This window comes from Polaromonas sp. AET17H-212 (assembly GCF_002379085.1).
Lineage (GTDB): Bacteria > Pseudomonadota > Gammaproteobacteria > Burkholderiales > Burkholderiaceae_C > Polaromonas.
This window is the reverse complement of the sequence record NZ_NBZW01000018.1, coordinates 1-17,903: the sequence shown is the minus strand read 5'-3', so window position 1 is coordinate 17,903 and position 17,903 is coordinate 1. Positions and strand designations below refer to the sequence as shown.

General features: G+C 67.0%; 15 protein-coding genes. 10 read left to right on the top strand and 5 right to left on the bottom strand.

What is annotated here, in order from left to right:
• Nucleotides 1-198 precede the first annotated feature (198 nt).
• The 10 genes from purT to B7G53_RS14380 all read left to right on the top strand — a co-directional run bounded on the left by purT (nt 199) and on the right by B7G53_RS14380 (nt 11,364).
• A complete protein-coding gene (gene purT / locus B7G53_RS14425; protein ID WP_096668864.1) occupies nt 199-1,425 on the top strand; it encodes a formate-dependent phosphoribosylglycinamide formyltransferase in 1,227 nt (408 codons plus the stop codon).
• A 35-nt stretch (nt 1,426-1,460) separates the two neighbouring features.
• A complete protein-coding gene (locus B7G53_RS14420; RefSeq protein ID WP_441338986.1) occupies nt 1,461-2,564 on the top strand; it encodes a mechanosensitive ion channel family protein in 1,104 nt (367 codons plus the stop codon).
• Nucleotides 2,565-2,644: 80 nt separating this feature from the next.
• Nucleotides 2,645-3,577 (top strand): LysR family transcriptional regulator, encoded by a 933-nt coding sequence (locus B7G53_RS14415; protein WP_096668860.1) that lies wholly within the window; start codon nt 2,645-2,647, stop codon nt 3,575-3,577.
• A gap of 117 nt (nt 3,578-3,694) precedes the next feature.
• On the top strand, nt 3,695-4,450 hold the full coding sequence (locus B7G53_RS14410; RefSeq protein ID WP_096668858.1) for an SDR family NAD(P)-dependent oxidoreductase: 756 nt from the start codon (nt 3,695-3,697) through the stop codon (nt 4,448-4,450).
• 49 nt (nt 4,451-4,499) lie between these two features.
• Nucleotides 4,500-5,492, top strand: coding sequence for a Bug family tripartite tricarboxylate transporter substrate binding protein (locus B7G53_RS14405; RefSeq protein WP_096668856.1), 993 nt, complete (start codon nt 4,500-4,502; stop codon nt 5,490-5,492).
• 284 nt (nt 5,493-5,776) lie between these two features.
• Nucleotides 5,777-7,303: an FAD-dependent tricarballylate dehydrogenase TcuA gene (gene tcuA / locus B7G53_RS14400; protein WP_141396346.1), complete on the top strand. Its 1,527-nt coding sequence runs from the start codon at nt 5,777-5,779 to the stop codon at nt 7,301-7,303.
• The gene (tcuB, locus tag B7G53_RS14395) at nt 7,290-8,450 is read left to right on the top strand and encodes a tricarballylate utilization 4Fe-4S protein TcuB (protein WP_096668987.1); all 1,161 of its coding nucleotides are present in this window, start codon (nt 7,290-7,292) and stop codon (nt 8,448-8,450) included. The genes tcuA and tcuB overlap by 14 nt, the downstream gene beginning before the upstream one ends.
• Before the next feature lie 27 nt (nt 8,451-8,477).
• Nucleotides 8,478-9,266: a class II aldolase/adducin family protein gene (locus B7G53_RS14390; RefSeq protein WP_096668852.1), complete on the top strand. Its 789-nt coding sequence runs from the start codon at nt 8,478-8,480 to the stop codon at nt 9,264-9,266.
• 53 nt (nt 9,267-9,319) lie between these two features.
• The gene (locus tag B7G53_RS14385; protein ID WP_096668850.1) at nt 9,320-10,357 is read left to right on the top strand and encodes a Bug family tripartite tricarboxylate transporter substrate binding protein; all 1,038 of its coding nucleotides are present in this window, start codon (nt 9,320-9,322) and stop codon (nt 10,355-10,357) included.
• Nucleotides 10,358-10,365: 8 nt separating this feature from the next.
• Nucleotides 10,366-11,364, top strand: coding sequence for an NAD(P)-dependent oxidoreductase (locus B7G53_RS14380; protein ID WP_096668848.1), 999 nt, complete (start codon nt 10,366-10,368; stop codon nt 11,362-11,364).
• Nucleotides 11,365-11,471: 107 nt separating this feature from the next.
• Here the strand turns inward: B7G53_RS14380 and B7G53_RS14375 are convergent, their stop codons facing one another.
• From B7G53_RS14375 to B7G53_RS14355, 5 genes are all read right to left on the bottom strand, one after another.
• Nucleotides 11,472-12,680, bottom strand: a complete 1,209-nt coding sequence (locus tag B7G53_RS14375; RefSeq protein ID WP_096668846.1) for an ABC transporter permease — start codon at nt 12,678-12,680, stop codon at nt 11,472-11,474.
• Nucleotide 12,681: 1 nt separating this feature from the next.
• The gene (locus B7G53_RS14370) at nt 12,682-13,440 is read right to left on the bottom strand and encodes an ABC transporter ATP-binding protein (RefSeq protein WP_096668844.1); all 759 of its coding nucleotides are present in this window, start codon (nt 13,438-13,440) and stop codon (nt 12,682-12,684) included.
• Nucleotides 13,437-14,771: an efflux RND transporter periplasmic adaptor subunit gene (locus tag B7G53_RS14365; protein ID WP_096668842.1), complete on the bottom strand. Its 1,335-nt coding sequence runs from the start codon at nt 14,769-14,771 to the stop codon at nt 13,437-13,439. The genes B7G53_RS14370 and B7G53_RS14365 overlap by 4 nt, the downstream gene beginning before the upstream one ends.
• Before the next feature lie 35 nt (nt 14,772-14,806).
• Complete coding sequence (locus B7G53_RS14360) at nt 14,807-16,237, bottom strand: efflux transporter outer membrane subunit (RefSeq protein ID WP_096668840.1); 1,431 nt, start codon at nt 16,235-16,237, stop codon at nt 14,807-14,809.
• Between the two features lie 156 nt (nt 16,238-16,393).
• Nucleotides 16,394-17,893: an AMP nucleosidase gene (locus tag B7G53_RS14355; protein ID WP_096668838.1), complete on the bottom strand. Its 1,500-nt coding sequence runs from the start codon at nt 17,891-17,893 to the stop codon at nt 16,394-16,396.
• Nucleotides 17,894-17,903: the final 10 nt, after the last annotated feature.

Genomic DNA, 17,903 nt, shown 5'->3' with positions numbered 1-17,903 from the left:
TGAAGAAGGCAGGCGTCAATGAGAACCATTTTCATCCAGAACCCGCCCATCCGTGTTCTGTAGGGCCATCTGCCCCAAGGGGCCGTGCGCCGGGGCCGGGCATGTTTGCGGGTGAAGTAAAGTGTTGGTCAGGCGCTTCGCGCCCGGCTCGTTTGTATGGCGACCTGTCCTCCCACCCACCCACCTCCTGCACATCCCATGACCACCTTCGGCACCCCCCTGTCTCCCCACGCAACCAAAGTCATGCTGCTCGGCTCCGGCGAACTTGGCAAGGAGGTGCTGATCGCGCTGCAGCGCCTGGGCGTGGAAACCATCGCCACCGACCGTTATGAGAACGCCCCGGGTCAGCAGGTCGCGCACCACGCACGCACCATCACCATGAGCGACCCGGCCCAGCTGAAAGCGCTGATTGAAAAGGAAAGGCCGCACCTGGTGGTCCCCGAAATCGAGGCCATCGCCACCCCCATGCTGGAAGAACTCGAAGCGGCGGGCGTGGTGCGGGTGGTGCCGACGGCCCGTGCCGCCCGGCTGACCATGGACCGCGAAGGCATTCGCCGCCTGGCCGCCGAAACCCTGGGCCTGCCGACCAGCCCCTACGTGTTCTGCGACTCGCTGGACGAGCTGCAGGCCGCCATCGACACAAAGATCGGCTACCCCTGCGTCGTGAAACCGGTCATGAGCTCATCCGGCAAGGGCCAGAGCAAGATTTCCGGTCCCACCGATGTCAAGACCGCCTGGGACCACGCCATGGCTGGCGGCCGCGTCAGCCACGGCCGCGTCATCGTCGAAGGTTTCATCGACTTTGACTACGAGATCACCCAGCTCACCGTGCGTGCCATGGGCGCGAATGGGCAGATCGAAACCCATTTCTGCGAGCCCATCGGCCATGTGCAGGTCAGCGGGGACTATGTCGAGAGCTGGCAGCCGCAGCCCATGGCCTCCAGGGCGCTGCAGAAAAGCCGTGACATCTGCAAGGCCGTGACCGACAACCTGGGGCTGGGCCATGACGGCAAGCCGGGTGGCCTGGGCCTGTTCGGCGTGGAGCTGTTCGTCAAGGGCGACGAGGTCTGGTTCAGCGAGGTCAGCCCGCGGCCCCATGACACCGGCATGGTGACGATGTGCACGCAGTGGCAAAACGAATTCGAGCTGCATGCGCGCGCCATTCTTGGCTTGCCGGTCAACACGGCGCTCAAAACCCCGGGTGCCAGCGCCGTGATCTACGGCGGCGTGGATGCCCAGGGCATCGTGTTTGACGGCGTGGCCGACGCATTGGGCGTACCCAACACCGACATCCGGCTGTTCGGCAAGCCGGAGAGTTTTGTCAAGCGCCGCATGGGCGTCGCGCTGGCCTTTGCTGACGATGTGGAGACTGCGCGGGCCAATGCCAAACTGGCGGCTTCGCGGGTCAAGCCCCGCGTGGCCTGACGGGACCGTCCATGAAATACCCGGAACTGATGGAAATGCTGGCATGGGCGGAAGATTCGTCCCTGCGGCTTCTGTTGGTGGCCGGTATTTCCGTGGTGCTGGCCCTGCTGGTGCATCGTGTGGGCCTGGCCCTGGCACTGCGGCTGACACGATCCATGCCGGTCGCTGCGACGGTGGTCCGGCACTGCAGGGTGCCGACCCAGCTGCTGCTGCCGCTGATTGCCCTGCAGGCTGTCTGGCAGGGCGCACCCCATGACCTTGCGCTGATAGGCGGCGTGCGCCATGCCAATGCCCTGCTGCTGCTCACGGCATTGACCTGGCTGGGGCTGCGCGCGGTTCGCGGTGTGGCGCACGGTGTCACCGACCTGCACCCGGTTGATGTCGAAGACAACCTGCACGCGCGCCGCATTCACACCCAGACCCGCCTGCTGGCCCGAACCGCGATGTTCACCATCGTGCTGACCGGGCTGGCCCTGATGCTGATGACCTTCCCGGGGGCGCGGCAGTTCGGCACCAGCCTGCTGGCGTCGGCCGGCGTGGTGGGTTTGGTGGTGGGGATTGCGGCGCGGCCGATTTTCAGCAACCTGATGGCCGGGCTGCAGATTGCGCTGGCGCAACCCATCCGGCTCGATGATGTCCTGATCGTCGAAGGTGAGTGGGGCCGGGTGGAGGAGATCACCGGGACCTACGTGGTGCTCAAGATCTGGGACGAGCGCCGGCTCATCATTCCCCTGCAGTGGTTTATTGAGCACCCCTTCCAGAACTGGACCCGCAAAAGCGCCAGCATCATCGGCACGGTTTTCCTGTGGGTGGACTACCGCATGCCGATGGCGCCCCTGCGCGCCGAGGCGCAGCGTCTCTGCGAAGCGTCACCCGACTGGGACCGGCGCCTGTGCAAGCTGCAGGTCACGGAAGCGGGCGAGGGTGCCATGCAGCTACGCCTGCTCGTGACCTCGGCCAGTTCCGGCCGGAACTGGGACCTGCGCTGCCAGGTACGCGAGGGGCTGGTCGATTTCATGCAGCGCGAGTATCCGCAGCACCTGCCCTTGATGCGCGCTGAACTGGGTCGCGTGCCGGACCTGGGCCAGGGGTCCGTCGGTGCTGCCGGTCGGGGCCCATTCAGCCATCCGCAGGCCTGACGCCTTGCTTCCGGACGCGGTCCGGTGCGCCTCCCCATGCGATGATGGGGTATCACGAAAACTGATGAAGGAGCTCTGCGATGGAATTGCGCCAGTTGCGTTATCTGGTTCGGGTTATTGAGCTGGGCAGCATCAGCCGTGCCGCGCTCGACCTGGACCTGGTGCAATCGGCCCTGAGCCAGCAAATCAGTCGGCTTGAAAGCGAGCTTTCCACCCGGCTGCTTCAGCGCAGCCCCAAGGGTGTGACGCCCACCGAAGCCGGGTTGGCCTTTTTTCGGGAGGCACAACTGGTGCTGCGCCACGCCGAGCAGGCGGCCCGTGCGGCGCAGCATGCGCGCCTGTCGGGCAGTGTCAGCGTGGGCATGGCTCCCACCACCGCCGCGGTGCTGGGGCTGCCGCTGATTCGCGCCATGCGCGAGCGTTATCCGGACGTGCGCCTGCACATGGTGGAAAGCCTGTCCGGCCATTTGACCGGCATGCTCAATGCGCGCCAGCTGGACCTGGCCATGCTCTTCAACGCCCAGGCCGGACGCCGCTGGAGCGTGATGCCGCTGCTGGAGGAGAAGCTGTTTTTGATCCAGTCGCGCCGCACCCTGGTGGGCAAGCCCCCTGCCCGCATCCGCATGGCGCAGCTGGTCGGGCTCCCGCTGATCCTGCCCACGGGCGTACACGGCCTGCGCAGCACGCTGGACAGCGCTTTTGCGCGGGCCAAATGCAAACCGATGGTGGTGGCCGAAATCGACTCGCTGGCCATGCTGATGGATGCGGTGGACAGCGGCCTCGGTTACACGCTGCAGCCCTGGGCGGCGGTGAGCCGGTTTGCCGACGCAGCGCAGCGCTTCCATCTGACGGAAATAGCGGACACGCTGGCACGGCGCGTCAATTCGCTGTGCAGCCTGTCCGATGACGAGCTCTCGCCTGCAGGCCTGGCGGCCCGGGTGGTGCTGGCCGATTGCGCAACCGAGGCGGTGCGCTCCGGACGCTGGGTCGGGGCGCGGCTGACCGGTGTCTGAACAACCTTCCATCACGATTTGTGATGGCCGTATGCCGCTGGCCGGCTTTCCCTGAAGGTGTTTCAACGCTAGAGTTCTGCGGAGAACACACACCAACATTCGTCGCAAGGAAACATCATGGATTTGCAGCTTGGAGACAAAACAGCGCTGGTGACAGGCGCCAGCACCGGCATCGGGCGCGGCATTGCGCTTGCGCTGGCGGCTGAAGGTGTGCGCCTGGCGATTTCCGCACGCCGCGTGGCCTTGCTCGACGAGGTGGCCGACGAAATTGTCAGTCGCGGCGGGCACAGGCCGGTGGTCATCGCGTCCGACCTGTATGCCGAGGATGCCGCCAAGACCCTGACCGATGCCGCGATGGCGGGCCTCGGTGGCGTGGACATCCTGGTCAACAATGCGGGCGGCTCGCGTTCCTTCGCCGAGCTGCATGTCAGCGAGGATCGCTGGCAGGAAGCCATGACCCTGAACTTTCACCGTCCCCGGCAGGTGGCGCAGGCGCTGCTGGACCAGATGATGGCGCGCAACTGGGGTCGCATCATCAACATCACCGGCAAGAGCGAACCCGACCACGTCAATGGTGCGTTCTGCGCCAAGGCTGGCATCCACAGCTGGGCCAAGGGCTTGAGCCGCATGGTCGGCAAAAACGGCATCACGGTCAACAGCATTCCGCCCGGCCGCATTCACTCGGAACAGATTTTCCGCAACTACACGCCCGAGTACCGTCAGTGGCAGTGCGAAAACGAAATCCCGGTGGGCCGCTATGGCGAGCCGGAAGACCTGGCCAACCTCGTGTGTTTTCTGTCGTCCCCTCTGGCCAGCTACATCACCGGTGCGGTGATTCCGGTGGATGGGGGTTTGCGCCGATACCAATTTTGAGTCGTCCACACTAAGCTGCACAATCTTCGCTTCAGTGAGACCACCAGCCATGCCTCCTACCCTTCTGACCCGACGCCGTGTCCTGCAGTCCGCAGGTGTTGCCGCCTCCGTGGTGGCCCTGCCGTCGCTGCATGCGCAATCCGCCTGGCCGTCCCGGGCGGTTCGTTTCGTCGTCCCGTTCGCGCCCGGCGGAACCTCCGAGATCGTCGCCCGCTCCGTGGCCGCCGAGCTCAGCAAGCAGCTGGGGCAAAGCGTGTATGTCGAGAACAAGCCGGGCGGGGCTGGCACGCTGGCCATGCAGGAGGTTGCGAAGTCCGCGCCGGATGGCCACACCATCATCCTGGGCCATGTGGGCACGCTGGCGGTCAACCCCTACATGCTGAAAAACCAGCCCTACGACGTGAACAGGGATTTCATTCCTGTCACCCTGCTGGCCAAGGTGCCCAACGTATTCGTGATCCATCCCGATGTGCCGGCCAAAAACTTCCAGGAGTTTGTGGCCTATGTCAAAAAGAACCCCGGCCAGCTCAACTACGGCTCGGCTGGCAATGCCAGCGCCGGCCACCTGGCGATGGAATACCTCAAGCTGGTCACGGGCATGTTCATTACCCACATCCCCTACCGCGGCACCGGCCCGCAGCTGACGGATCTTCTGGCGGGACGGACACAAGCCTCGTCGGCCGGCATGCCCGCATTGGGTGCCCACATCCGCAGCGGCAAGCTGCGTGCCATTGCCGTCGGCACCCAGCAGCGCATCAGTCACCTGCCGGATGTGCCCACAGTGGCCGAAATGGGCTACAAGGGTTTTGAAACGTCCCAGTGGTATGGCATCCTTGCGCCGGCGGGCACGCCGCCGGAGGTCGTGAAACGCCTGCAGGAGGAATCCCTCAAGGCGCTCAAGTCCTCGGCCGTCACCGAGCGTTTCGCCTCCGACAATGCCGTGGGCGGCGGCGGTCCTTCGTCCGAATTCGCAACCTTCATTTCGAGTGAGCAGAAGATCTGGAGCGACATCGTCAAACGCGCCGGCATCAAGGCCGACTGAGGGCCCGGCCCGCCCGGCCCAGCCGGGCCGGCTGGTCAGTACAGAAGATGGACGCCTTCCCAGGCGCCTGACCCGACCAGCTGTTTCACGGTTTCCTTGAGCTCGGCGCGTACCGCCGCCGCCGGGAAGAGCCGTTTCCATACGACCGAAGACACGCAGTTTGCCGCTGCATGTTGGCGTCCGACATGGCCAAGCGGCGCCACCCCGCTCAGCAGGGCTAAAAAGTCGCGTTCTGAGGGCGCCGGAAGGCAGATGCCGCAGAGGGCAGTCCATCACGATTCGTGATGCCCCCATGCTGCGAACCCACTGATGCGGCGGGCGTCCGGTGCGTACAGTCGGGCATCGCGTTTGAAAATGGTTTTGGCACGGCCGCAGGCTGTGTCGCTGATGAAGGTTTTGCGATGGTGGATGTTCTTGTCATTGGCGGCGGCAATGCGGCCCTGTGTGCCGCGCTGATGGCGCGCGAGGCCGGTGCCTCCGTGTTGTTGCTGGAGTCGGCGCCGCGCGAATGGCGCGGCGGCAATTCCAGCCACACCCGCAACCTGCGCTGCATGCACGATGCGCCGCAGGACGTGCTGATCGATGCCTACCCGGAAGAGGAGTACTGGCAGGACCTGCTCAAGGTGACCGGCGGCATCACCAACGAGCACCTGGCCCGGCTCACCATTCGTGCCTCGTCCGGTTGCCGCGACTGGATGCGCAGCCACGGCGTGCATTTCCAGCCACCGCTGTCGGGCGCATTGCATGTGGCGCGTACCAACGCCTTTTTCATGGGCGGCGGCAAGGCGCTGGTCAATGCCTATTACCGCAGCGCGGAAAAACTGGGTGTGCAGATCCGTTACAACACGCCGGTGGACCGCCTGGACATTCGCCATGGCCGCTTTGTGGCCGCCTACGCTGGCGATGAGCGCATTGAGGCCAAGGCCTGCGTGCTGGCGGCCGGCGGCTTCGAGTCCAACCGCGAATGGCTGCGCGAGGCCTGGGGCCAGAACGCCGATGGCGAATGGCCGGCCGACAACTTCCTGATTCGCGGCACGGCGTTCAACAAGGGCGTGTTGCTCAAGCACCTGCTGGACGAGCACCAGGCCGACAGCATTGGCGACCCCACGCAGGCCCACATGGTGGCCATCGACGCGCGTGCGCCGCTGTACGACGGCGGCATTTGCACCCGCATCGACTGCGTCTCGCTGGGCGTGGTCGTCAACCGGCACGCCAGACGCTTTTACGACGAGGGTGAGGATTTCTGGCCCAAGCGTTACGCCATCTGGGGCCGCCTGGTGGCCCAGCAACCGCAGCAGACTGCCTTCTCCATCATTGACGCCAAAGCCATAGGCCGCTTCATGCCGCCGGTGTTCCCGGGTGTCAAAGCCGACAGCCTGCCCGAGCTCGCCCGCAAGCTCGGCCTGGACGAAGCCACGTTCATGCAAACCCTCAACGACTACAACGCCGCCTGTCGCATCGGCACCTTCGACCACACGGCGCTGGACGACTGCCACACCGAGGGCGTGCTGCCGGCCAAGACGCACTGGGCGCGGCCACTGGACACCGCGCCGTTTTACGGCTACGCGCTCAAGCCCGGCATCACCTTCACCTACCTGGGCCTGAAGGTCAACGACCAGGCGGCCGTGCATTTTGGCGGCCAGCCCAGCGACAACCTGTTTGTCGCCGGCGAAATGATGGCCGGCAACGTGCTCGGCAAGGGTTACACGGCCGGAGTCGGCATGTCGATTGGTACGGCATTTGGCCGCATTGCCGGCACCCAGGCTGCGTTATCTGCTATAAAAAATGGAGCAAATTTTGCAGCAACTTGAAGCCCTGACCCGCGACGCCCGCGCGCTGGCGCTTGGCGAGATACTGCTGACGCCTTACGAAACCGAAGTCGGCCGGCAACTGCAGATCTGCAATGCCTGCCGCTATTGCGAAGGTTTTTGCGCCGTGTTCCCCGCCATGACGCGCCGGCTGGAGTTCGGCAAGGCCGACATCCACTACCTGGCCAACCTGTGCCACAACTGCGGGGCCTGCCTGCATGCCTGCCAGTACGCACCACCGCACGAGTTCGCCGTCAACGTGCCGCGGGCCATGGCCCAGGTGCGCGGCCAGACCTATGCCGACTACGCCTGGCCGCCGGCCCTGGGCGTGCTCTACCAGCGCAACGGCCTGACCGTGGCGCTGGCGCTGGCCGCGGGGCTGGCGCTGTTCCTGGTGCTGGTCGTGCTCATGAAGGGCACCTTGTGGCACGCGCCGCTGTCGGGCAACTTCTACGCCATCTTTCCGCACAACCTGCTGGTCTCCATGTTTGCGCCCGTCTTTCTGTTCGCTGCGCTGGCCTTGAGCCTGGGTGTGCGCAAGTTCTGGCGCGAGGTGTCCCCCGGCGAAGCCACAGGCCCTGCCGTGGCCGAAGCCAGCGCCAATGTCCTGCGCCTCAAATACCTCGGTGGCGGGCATGGCGAGGGCTGCAACGAGGCGGACGACGCCTTCACGCTGTGGCGCCGGCGTTTTCACCACGCCACCTTCTACGGCTTCATGCTGTGTTTTGCCGCGACCAGCGTGGCCACGCTCTACCACTACCTGCTGGGCCTGCGGGCGCCTTATGCCTTGAACAGCCTGCCGGTGCTGCTGGGAACGGTGGGCGGTATCGGCCTGCTGGTCGGCCCCGCCGGCCTGTTCTGGCTCAACCTGCGGCGCCACCCCCAGCACGGCGATGCGGCGCAGAAACCCATGGACCGGGGCTTCATCGCCCTGCTGTTTTTCACCAGCCTGACCGGCCTGGCCCTGCTGGCCTGGCGCGACACCCCGGCCATGGCGCTGCTGCTGGCCATCCACCTGGGCGTGGTGATGGCGCTGTTCCTGACCTTGCCTTATGGCAAGTTCGCCCACGGCATCTTCCGCAGCGCGGCCCTGCTCAAATGGGCCATTGAAAAGCGCCTGCCCAGCACCCTGAAGCTTGGTGGGGATTGAGATGCGAACCAGCCCTGGAGACAGTTCATGCAAGACGACGCAACCCTGAAAATCGAATCAATGAAGAGCCGCTGCTCGCCCGCCGAATGGCAGGCGCGCGTGGACCTGGCGGCCTGTTACCGGCTGGTGGACATCTACGGCATGTCCGACATGATGGCCAACCACATCTCGGCGCGTGTGCCTGACGAAGACGGGGCCTTCCTCATCAATGCCTACGGCATGATGTATGAGGAGATCACCGCGTCCAGCCTGATCAAGATCGACCATGCCGGCAACATCCTGTCCAAGCCGGATTTCGGCGCACTCAACTACGGCGTCAACAAGGCCGGTTATGTGATTCACAGCGCGGTGCACGAAGCCCGGCCCGAGGTGGCCTGCGTGATCCACACGCACAGCTGGGCATCCATGGCCGTGTCGTCGCTGGAATGCGGGCTCCTGCCCCTCACCCAGACGGCAATGCGTTTCCTGAAGATCGGTTACCACGACTACTGCGGCGTGGTGCTCAATCTGGACGAACAGGAATCGCTGGTGCGGGACCTGGGCGCCGGCGAGGCCCTGATCCTGCGCAACCATGGCGTGCTCACCGTCGGCCGCAGCATCGGCGAGGCGTTCAACTGGATGCACCGGCTGGAACTGGCCTGCCGTTCCCAGCTCGCGGCGATGGCCTGCAACACCGCGTTTGTGCCGGTTTCCCAGCCAGTGCTGGAGGAGACCTGGAGCAACTACCAGCCCGGCACCCGCCGCCCTTACGGCCTGATGGAGTGGCCGGCGCTGCTCAGAAAACTCGACCGCAGCGCTCCCGATTACAAGACCTGACGGCACAAGCCAGGCGATCCGCGCAACGCACAAACCACAGCAGGAGACAAACCATGCAGACGACAACTTTTCATTCACCGCCCCTGGTCCCCCCGCCATCCGGGAGCCGGTGCCAAGGCCTGCAGCGCCAGGGCGCACGCATCACCGCCGCCTTGCTGCTGGGCGTTGCGGGGCTCGGCAACGTGCTGGCCCAGACCTACCCGGCCAAACCGGTGCGCGTGGTGGTGGCGTTTACCGCCGGCGGGACCACCGACATCCTGACGCGGCTGGTGTCGCAGCAGCTTTCCGAACGCCTGAAGCAGCAGTTCGTGATCGACAACAAACCCGGCGCCGGCGGCAACATCGGCACCGAAGCCGTGGTCCGGTCGGCACCCGACGGGTACACGCTGATCGTCAATTCGGTGGGCCCGATCGCGGTCAATCCCACGCTCTACAGCAAGCTGTCCTACAACCCGCTGACCGACCTGGTTCCCGTGGTGCAGATTGCCGACGTGCCGAACGTGCTGGTGGTGCATCCCTCCGTCAGTGCCAAATCGGTGGAGGAGTTCATTGCCTACGCCAAGGCCAACCCGGGCAAGCTGAACTACGGCTCGACCGGGGTCGGCACGTCCTCGCACCTGTCGGGCTACATGATGAGCAAGCGTGGCGGCTTCGAGGCGACACATATTGCCTACAAGGGCGCTGACGCCGTGCGCGACCTGCTGGCCGGCCGCCTGCAGTTCATGTTTGCCACGATCCCGTCGGTGATGCCGCACATCCAGGCCGGCAAGCTGCGTCCGATTGCGGTCAGCAGCGTCAAGCGGTCCCGTTCCATGCCCGAGGTGCCGACCATTGCCGAGAAAGGCTTCCCTGGCTTCGAGGCGGGCTCCTGGTTTGGCTTTTTCGCCCCCAAGGGCACGCCCGAGGCCGTCATCAGCGCGCTGAACAAGGCGGTCAACGAGGTGGTGGCGGTGCCGGCGATGGAGCAGCAGATGATCCGCGAAGGGGCGGACCCGGTGGGCGGCTCCCCCGCGCAGTTTGCGCAGTTCGTGCAGCGCGAGTACGAGAAATGGAAGCTCATCGTGGTGGAGTCCGGCGCCCGCGCCGAATAAACGCACCGATGACACGACCGCTTCGCATTCTGCTGTCGGCGGAAGTCCGGCAGGCGCTGGCGCCTGCCATCGCTGGCGTGCTGGGACCGCGTGCCTTTGAACTGCTCACGGCGGCCGAAGCGGAGGCGGCGCAGGCCGATGTGGACCTGGCCTTCATCTCGCGCGACGTGACCGGCCTGTCGACCAAACATGTGCTGACCGACGGCCTGCAGGCTTTTTATGCCGTGCTGCGCCGATCCGCTGCGCCGCAGTGGGTGCACATCCATTCGGCCGGCGCCGACCGCCCGATCTACCCCGAGTTGCGCGCGCGGGGCGTGCAGGTCACCACGTCCTCCGGCGCCAATGCCGAGGTGGTGGCCCAAACCGCGCTGGCCGGGCTGCTGGCGCTGGCGCGGCGCTTTCCGCAACTCATGGCGGCGCAGCAGGCACGCCTCTGGGCGCCGCTGGTGGGCGAAGCCCGGGCTCCGCGCGACCTGGCCGGGCAGACCGCGGTTGTGGTGGGCTGGGGGCCGATCGGGCAGCGCCTCGGTGCGTTTTTGCGCCTGCTGGGCCTGCGGCTCGTCGTGGTGCGCCAGTCCCCGGCCCCGGTCGAAGCAGAAGGCGTCGAGACAGTGAGTTTCGCGGGCCTGTCCGCGGTGCTGCCGCGCGCCGACTGGCTGCTGCTGGCCTGCCCGCTGACAGCGCAGACCCGGGGCCTGGTGAACCGGGCGGCGCTGGCCGCCTTGCCGGCCGGTGCCTGTCTGGTCAACGTGGCGCGCGGGGAGGTGGTGGTCGAGAGCGATCTGATCGAAGCCCTGCAGGACGGGCGCCTCGGTGGCGCCTACCTGGATGTGTTTGAGCACGAGCCGCTGGGGCGCGACTCCCCCCTCTGGGGGCTTGCCAATGTCATCGTCACGCCGCATTCGGCGGGGCACTCGGACGGCAACCACCGCCGCGTCTGCGAACTGTTCCTGGCCAACCTGGCGCGCTGGCATGCGGGGCAACCCCTGCAGCACGGCATTGCCTGAACGCCAGTATTTTGGGTTGCTATTTATTTGATAGCTGCAGACGCCCGATTCACCTGGGCTGGAAGCACAAAAGACCCTGAATTACCCAGGTGCAAGGCGGTTCTAGCCTATTCGTGCCGCAACGCGTCGATGGGATCCATGCGCGCCGCACGGCGGGCCGGAAAATAGCCGAACAGCACCCCGATGCCGGCCGAGAACAGGAAGGACAGCAGGTTCACGGCCGGGTTGAAGAGGTAGGGCACATGCATCACGGCGGCCAGCGCCAGCGAGGCGACTGTGGCCAGCACGATGCCGATCAGGCCGCCCAGCGCCGCCAGCACCACCGCCTCTATCAAAAACTGCAGCAGCACCTCGCGCTCCAGCGCACCGATGGCCAGCCGCAGGCCGATCTCGCGTGTGCGTTCGGTCACGCTGACCAGCATGATGTTCATGATGCCGATGCCGCCCACCAGCAGGCTGACCGCCGCCACCGCGCCGAGCAGCATGGTCATGACCCTGGTCGTGCCCGACAACGTGTCGGCCAGCTGCCTGGTGTCGAGCACGTTGAAGTTGTCCTCGTCGCCGCCGGCCAGCTTGCGGCGCTCGCGCAGCAACTGGGTCAGGCTGGCCTTGACACGGCCGGGGTCGCTGCCCTCCCGCATGGACACCAGCAGGGTGTTGACCCGGGTGTTGCCGGTGATGCGGCGCTGCAGCGTCCTGATCGGCAGCAGCACCAGGTCGTCCTGGTCGTTGCCGAAAGCGCCCTGGCCCTTGGAGGCGAGCACGCCCACCACCTCGCAGGAAATCTGCTTGACGCGCAACTGCTCGCCGACGGCGCTGCGCGCGCCATAGAGCTCGCGCCGCACGGTCTCGCCGATCAGGCACACCGCCGCGCCGGCGCGCAGCTCGTCATCGGAAAACATGCGTCCGTCACTGAGCTTCCAGTTGCCGGTGTCCAGCCAGGTATTGGTGCTGCCGATGATGCTGCTGGTCCAGTTGCGGCCGCTCGCCACCACCGTGCTGCTGGTGCGCGCCTCGGGCGCCACGGCCGAAATGCCGCCTATCTGCGACGCAATCGCCTCGGCGTCAATCTCCTTGAAGGCGGGCGCGGTGGCGCCGCCGCTGCCCGGTCCCATGCGCTGGCCGGGGCGCACCTGCAGCAGGTTGGTGCCCAGGCTGGAGATCTGGTTCTGCACCGCCAGGGTGGCACCGTTACCCAGCGTCACCATGGTGATCACGGCGCTCACGCCGATCACGATGCCCAGGATGGTCAGAAACGAGCGCAGCAGGTTGCGCCGGATCGAGCGCAGCGCGAGCAGCAGGGTGTTGAGCCACATCTCAGGGTGTCTCCGTCTCCGCGGCGACGGCCTGCGTCTGCAGGCCGGCCGGCTGCGGGTTGAGCGTGTCGCTGGCCACCACGCCATCGACAAAACGCACGATGCGCCTGGCATAGGCTGCCATGTCGGCCTCGTGCGTGACCATCAGCACCGTGATGCCCCGGTCCACATTGAGGCGCCACAGCAGCGCCATGATCTCGCGGCTGCGCTGGGTGTCGAGGTTGCCGGTGGGTTCGTCGGCCAGCAGCACGGCCGGCTCGGTCACGATGGCGCGCGCAATCGCCACGCGTTGCTGCTGCCCGCCCGAAAGTTCGGCCGGCGTGTGCTGTTCCCAGCCCGCGAGCCCGACCGATGCCAGCGCTTTGGCCGCCGCCGCATGGCGCGCCGCCGCCGGTTCGCCGCGGTACAGCAGCGGCAACTCCACGTTTTCCTGCGCCGAGGTGCGTGCCAGCAGGTTAAAGCCCTGGAACACAAAGCCGAAGTAGCGCCGGCGCAGGCGGGCGCGCTGGTCACGCGTCAGCGACTCCACATGCACCCCCTGAAACAGGTAGGCGCCGGCGGTCGGCGTGTCCAGGCAACCCATGGCGTTCATCGCGGTGGACTTGCCCGAGCCGCTCGGCCCCATGATGGCGACAAAATCGCCGGCCTCGATGTCGAGGTCCACGCCCCTGAGCGCGGCCAGGGCCGTGGCGCCTTCGCCGTAGACCTTGGTCACGCCGCGCAGGCGGATCAGGGGGGGCGGGCCGGTGGGGCCGGTCATGGGACCGCTCCGGCCGAGCGCTGGTCGGTGATCACCGCCATGCCTTCCTGCAAGCCCTCGCCGCTGACCTCGGTCATGCGGCCATCGCTGATGCCGGTCTTGAGCGTCACCGCCACCGCCTGACCCTCCCTGAGCACCCAGACCTGGCGCAGCCCGGCCGTGACGCCATCGGTGGCCCGGCGCGTGGCCGTGCGCGGCATGCGCGGCATGAGTTTGGAGACGAAACTGCTGCTGGACGCCGCCGTCGCGGGGCTGGCAGCGCTGGGCGCGGGCGTGAAACGCAGCGCGGTGTTGGGCACCAGCAGCACGTTCTGGCGCTCGGTCGCGACGATGGTGGCCGCTGCCGTCATGCCCGGACGCAGGCTCAGGTCGCTGTTGTCCACATTGAGCCAGGTGGTGTAGGTGATCACGTTGTCGGTCTTGGTGGCGCCGTAGGCCACCCGCGTGATCGTCGCCGGGTAGCGGCGCGCGGGGTAGGCGCTGACGGTGAAGCTGGCCTTCTGGCCGACCTGCACGGCGCCCACATCGGCCTCGTCCACACTGACTTCGAGCCGGAGTTGCTGCAGGTCCTCGGCAATCGAAAACAGGGTCACCGCCTGCAGCGAGGCGGCCACCGCGTTGCCGGGCTCCACCGTGCGCGTCAGCACCACGCCGTCGATCGAGGAGCGGATCGCGGCCTTGGACAGGTTGGTTTCATCGGTGGACAGCGCGGCCCGGGCTTCGGCCACATTGGCGCGCGCGCTGGCCTCGGCGGCCACGGCGCGGTCCACACTGGCACGCGCGCTGTCGAGCTCGGCCGCCGAGGGCACCTTGCCGCCCGACAGGCGCGCCACCTCCTCGAAGCGGGCCAGGCTGGCCCGCAACTCCTTGAGCGTGGCCGTGCCCTGCGCCAGCTGGGCCTGCGCGGCTGCCAGCGCGGCACGCGAGCGCAGCACCTGGTCGGACAGCTTGGCGTTGTCCAGCTCCACCAGCACCTGGCCTTTTTTCACGCGGTCGTTCACGTCCACCAGCACACGCTTGACCGTTCCCGACAGTTCGCTGCCGATGTTGACCGAGCGCGTGGGCTGCAGGGTGCCATTGGCCAGGACATGGAGGGTCAGATCGCCGCGGCGCACCACCTCGGTGACATAGCTCGGTGCGCTGCTGTTTTTTTTCTGCGCCAGCCAGTAAACCAGCCCTGTCGCCAGCAGGAGGACGAGGACGGCGACGCCCCACAGGGCAGGCCGCTGCCACCAGGCGCGCTGCTGCCCGGCGCCCAGCAGGGTTTGCAGGTCAGCGGCCGAGGGGCGGGTGGCGGCTGGGGCGTCCGCGGCGGTGTCTGGAGGGTTCATGGGCCTATCTGCTCCATTTGGGGGCGGCCTGCAGTTCAGGGGGCGGGGGCTTCAGGCCCGGGCGTCCAGCCGCCGCCCAGCGCCTTGTACAGGCGCACATGGTCGGCGCTCAGGCTGGCGCGCGTGTTTTCCACGCTGTCCTGGGTGGACAGCAGGGTGCGCTGCGTCTCCAGCACGGTACGAAAGTCGATCAGGCCACTGGCGTAGCGTTGACGCGCCAGCAGTTCGGCGTTGCCTGCCGCATCGGCGGCGACCTGCAGCCGGGTCAGCCGCTCGCGGTCGCCCTGCAGGGCCATCAGGGCATCTTCCACCTCCTGCAGCGCGGTCAGCACGGTGGCTTCATAGGCCACGCGGGTCTGCTCCAGCGCCGCCTCCTGCGCCCGCACCTGCGCCCTGGCTGCGCCACCGTCCAGCAGGGGAACCGAGATGCTGGCCAGCAGGGCGCTCGCCACCGTGCCGCCGGACGCGAGCGAACCCAGACTCAGGGCGTTCAGGCCGAGCGAGCCGCTGATCTGGAAGCCCGGATAACGCGCGGCGTCCGCCTGCGAGACACGCGCCAGGGCAGCGCTGATGCGTTGCTCGGCGGCGCGCAGGTCGGGGCGCTGGCGCAGGGTGTCGGCGGGAAGGCTGAGTGCCAGCGCGCCGGGCGCCTGCGGCACGGGACCGGCGGCGGTCAACTGGGCCTGCAGCGCGCCGGGCGCCTGGCCGGTCAGCACCGCCAGGCTGTGCTGGGCCTGCGCGGCACTGGTTTCCAGCGCCGGGATTTGCGCGCTGGTCTGCGCGCTGGCGGCGCGCGCCTGCTCCAGATCGAGCGAGGACGCCAGGCCCGCCTGGACCCGCCAGTCGGTGATCTGCTGCGTCTCGGTCTGGCTGGCCAGGTTGTTGCGGGCAATCGCCAGGCGCGCCTGCAAGCCCCGCAGGTCGATGTAGGTGACGGCCACCTCGGCGGCGATCGAGACCTGCGTCTCGGCCAGGCTGGCCTGCGCGGCCTGGGCGTCGGCCTCGCTGGCGTTCAGCGCGCTGCGCCTGGCGCCAAACACATCGGGTTCCCAGCTGGCATCAAAACCGGCCTTGAACAGCTTGCCCGCCTCGTTATCACCCGACTTGCTGCGCTGGGCCGACCCGGCGGCGTTCAGGGTGGGCGCCAGCCTGGCCGCGCTGACATCGCGCAGTGCCCTGGCCTGCAGCAGTGCGGCCTGCGCCGAGCGCACCGTGGTGTTGGCCTGCAGGGCCTGGCTGACCAGCCGGGCGAGCAGGGGGTCGTTGAAACGTTGCCACCACTGCGCCAGCGAGGTCGCGGGGCCCGGCGTGCTGGCGCTGCCAGACCAGGCCGCAGGAAGCGGCGTCTGTGGCAGCGCGCCGCCCTGGGGCGCCAGCGAGGCACAGCCGGACAGCAGCGCGGCCAGCGCCAGCGCCGGGCCCCCGGTGGGCCGCATCAGGGCAAGCCAGGGCGGGAAGGCATTCATGGGGCGACAACACCAGACTTCTGCATGAGGCGCATTATTTGCACTTTGCCGCGGACCGGACTTGCCCCTTGTCAACTCGGGCCATGTAAAGCTGGCGGCCTGGGGGGAACCGTGGGGGCACGGGGCGGCCCACGGCACTGAAACAGTGCAGTGGGGCTACTGGAAGGCCACTTCCGAAAAACTGCGCAGCTTGCGGCTGTGCAGCTGGCTGCTGCCCTGGGCACGCAGCAGTTCAATCGCCCGCATGCCGATGCGCAGGTGCTGGTCGACGCGCTCGCGGTAGAAGTGGTTGGCCATGCCGGGCAGCTTGATCTCGCCGTGCAGCGGCTTGTCGCTGACACACAGCAGCGTGCCGTAAGGCACGCGGAACCTGAAGCCGTTGGCGGCGATGGTGGCGCTTTCCATGTCCAGCGCGACGGCGCGGCTCTGGCTGAAGCGGCGCTGGGGCTGGTTGCCGGGCAGCAGTTCCCAGTTGCGGTTGTCGGTGGACGCCACGGTACCGGTGCGCATGATGCGCTTGAGGTCCGGGCCCTCCAGATGGGTCACGTCTTTCACCGCGCGTTCCAGCGCGACCTGGATCTCCGCCAGCGCCGGAATCGGCACCCACAGCGGCAACTCTTCATCCAGCACGTGGTCTTCGCGCACATAACCGTGCGCCAGCACGTAGTCGCCGAGCTGCTGGCTGTTGCGCAGCCCCGCGCAGTGGCCCAGCATGATCCAGGCATGCGGCCGCAGCACGGCAATGTGGTCGGTGATGTTTTTGGCGTTGGCCGGCCCGACGCCGATGTTGACCATGGTGATGCCGGTGCGGTCGGCGCGCATCAGGTGGTAGGCCGGCATCTGCGGCAGGCGCGGCGGCGGCATGCCCAGCTCATCGCCGGTGCTGGCCGGCAGGCCCGTACGGCGCGTGACCACATTGCCGGGCTCGACAAAGGCGATGTAGTCGCTGTCCGGACGGGCCATTTCTTCATGGCCCAGCCGCACAAATTCGTCGATGTAGAACTGGTAGTTGGTAAACAGCACAAAGTTCTGGAACCACTGGGGCGAGGTGCCGGTGTAGTGGCGCAGGCGCTGCAGGGAGTAGTCCACCCGGGCGGCGGTGAACAGCGACAGCGGCTGCGGCTCGCCCGGCCGGGTTTCGTGGGTGCCGTTGGCGATGCCGTCGTCCATGGCCGCCAGATCGGGCAGGTCGAACACGTCACGCATCAGCATGCGCCGGTCGGCGCTCAGGTTGCCTTCGATGTGGTCGTGCTCGGCAAACGAAAAGTGCACGGGAATGGGCTGGGTGCTGGTGCCCACTTCCAGCCCGACCGAATGGTTTTGCATCAGCAGGCGGAACTGCTCCAGGTAGTAGTTGCCATAGAGGTCGGGCCGCGTCAGCGTGGTTTCGTAGCGGCCCGGCCCGGCCACAAACCCATAACTGAGCTGGGAAATGTCGGGTGTCTCCATGATGGCGCGGGCCACCGTCTCGGTATGGATGCGCACAAAGGGGTAACAGGCGCGCACATGGCCGGGCAGGGTTTCGCCCGCCACGTAGCGTTGCATGGCATCGCGCAGGTGGGCAATCTGCTGGTCATAAATCCGCTGTACCTGGGCCAGTGCGGCGGCCGGGTCGGCGTGGCGGGTGGGGGCGATAAAAGCGGGCAGGTGGGGCATGGGCTTATTG

Excerpts from the sequence above, each read along its gene's own strand:
- purT (WP_096668864.1), top strand. The coding sequence starts at position 199 with ATGACCACCTTCGGCACCCCCCTGTCTCCCCACGCAACCAAAGTCATG.
- B7G53_RS14420 (WP_441338986.1), top strand. The coding sequence starts at position 1,461 with ATGCTGGCATGGGCGGAAGATTCGTCCCTGCGGCTTCTGTTGGTGGCC.
- B7G53_RS14415 (WP_096668860.1), top strand. The coding sequence starts at position 2,645 with ATGGAATTGCGCCAGTTGCGTTATCTGGTTCGGGTTATTGAGCTGGGC.
- B7G53_RS14410 (WP_096668858.1), top strand. The coding sequence starts at position 3,695 with ATGGATTTGCAGCTTGGAGACAAAACAGCGCTGGTGACAGGCGCCAGC.
- B7G53_RS14405 (WP_096668856.1), top strand. The coding sequence starts at position 4,500 with ATGCCTCCTACCCTTCTGACCCGACGCCGTGTCCTGCAGTCCGCAGGT.
- tcuA (WP_141396346.1), top strand. The coding sequence starts at position 5,777 with ATGCCCCCATGCTGCGAACCCACTGATGCGGCGGGCGTCCGGTGCGTA.
- B7G53_RS14390 (WP_096668852.1), top strand. The coding sequence starts at position 8,478 with ATGCAAGACGACGCAACCCTGAAAATCGAATCAATGAAGAGCCGCTGC.
- B7G53_RS14385 (WP_096668850.1), top strand. The coding sequence starts at position 9,320 with ATGCAGACGACAACTTTTCATTCACCGCCCCTGGTCCCCCCGCCATCC.
- B7G53_RS14380 (WP_096668848.1), top strand. The coding sequence starts at position 10,366 with ATGACACGACCGCTTCGCATTCTGCTGTCGGCGGAAGTCCGGCAGGCG.
- B7G53_RS14375 (WP_096668846.1), bottom strand. The coding sequence starts at position 12,680 with ATGTGGCTCAACACCCTGCTGCTCGCGCTGCGCTCGATCCGGCGCAAC.
- B7G53_RS14370 (WP_096668844.1), bottom strand. The coding sequence starts at position 13,440 with ATGACCGGCCCCACCGGCCCGCCCCCCCTGATCCGCCTGCGCGGCGTG.
- B7G53_RS14365 (WP_096668842.1), bottom strand. The coding sequence starts at position 14,771 with ATGAACCCTCCAGACACCGCCGCGGACGCCCCAGCCGCCACCCGCCCC.
- B7G53_RS14360 (WP_096668840.1), bottom strand. The coding sequence starts at position 16,237 with ATGAATGCCTTCCCGCCCTGGCTTGCCCTGATGCGGCCCACCGGGGGC.
- B7G53_RS14355 (WP_096668838.1), bottom strand. The coding sequence starts at position 17,893 with ATGCCCCACCTGCCCGCTTTTATCGCCCCCACCCGCCACGCCGACCCG.